We start from the raw sequence: 1,132 nt of genomic DNA on the forward strand, positions 1-1,132 counted from the left end.
GACCGGTCGTGGCCTACCGCCCGGCGCGGCAGCCAACGGGCGGCGATGGTTTGTCATAACGTCCGATTATGCGCAGTAGGCCTATTGCGGGGCACCCCCTTGGACCGACCGAGAATAGAGGTTGGGCTTTTTTCCTCGACGGATCAGAGAGCTCGAGGCGTACCGATCGCGCACGGGGCGCAACAGCGTCTCGACCATCCGGCGGACGTGCTCACTCTCTTGCATCCACAGTTCCAGCGTATGGGCAGCCTGTTTATCTCCTTTCTGCGCTTTTTTCACGAGAGGAAGCAGCTGTTTCTGGAGTGCCAGAGACGGGTTCTTGGGCCGCTTTTTCTTAATCTTGGCCATAGTTCCAACACCTCCGTGTGAGGCTTTTATACAGCATGGACGCTCATTGCTGTCGATGCAAAGCATGCTCTTAACGAGCGTGGAGTGTGGGCCCTGAAAGCTCCGCATATCGGGCTGACCAAACTTACTCAACCACTCAAAAGAGTAACCGGACTTCTCTGAGAAAGTTGCCCCAGGTTCGTCAAATCAGAACGCCCCTTTACCCTGGCATCTCAAGCGTCGAAATCGAGTCGTTCAGTTTTGTAGTCGTTCTACTGTAAAGAAATTTTTGACATGCGCCTGCGGCAGGTCTATCGTGAAATGGACCTTGAGTGCTGTAGAGTGTCTACAGTTTTGAGGTAAAGATGCGGCAGGCGGCCACCTGCCGCAAACACTTAAATACCGTGATCAATAAGAGGTACTAAGCTATGTCAGTATATCAAATCGACTACGACCTGCGTAAGCAACGCAATTATGACGCTCTGTATGATCGGATAAAGAGCTACGGAAGCTGGTGTCGTCCCTTGGAATCCACCTGGGTCATCAGCACCAATCGGTCAGCCGCACAGGTCCGAGACTACCTTAAAGGCGCGATGGATGCGGACGACGGGATTCTGGTGACCAGGCTCTCGGGCGAAGCTGCATGGTCCAACGTAGAGCCCGATGTCTCCCAATACCTGAAAAAAATGCTGGAAGCCCGCGTTTAACTGCTTGGCGCCAAGGATGGCGTGCGTATTCCAGACCAAGGTTGCCACTGATTCCAGACGAAGCCTGCCACCCATTCCACGCGAAAGCTGCCACTGAT

At 53.9% G+C, this 1,132-nt stretch carries 2 protein-coding genes; both read right to left on the minus strand.

Annotation, left to right across the window (positions count from 1 at the left end):
- Positions 1-81: 81 nt before the first annotated feature.
- Positions 82-348 carry a hypothetical protein gene (locus MLC59_RS19760; protein ID WP_248237309.1) on the minus strand — a complete coding sequence of 89 codons (267 nt, stop codon included), beginning with the start codon at positions 346-348 and terminating at the stop codon, positions 82-84.
- Positions 349-884: 536 nt separating this feature from the next.
- On the minus strand, positions 885-1,132 hold a 248-nt coding region (locus MLC59_RS19765; RefSeq protein ID WP_248237312.1), incomplete at its 5' end, for a hypothetical protein.

This window comes from Marinobacter bryozoorum, from assembly GCF_023156245.1.
Lineage (GTDB): Bacteria > Pseudomonadota > Gammaproteobacteria > Pseudomonadales > Oleiphilaceae > Marinobacter > Marinobacter bryozoorum.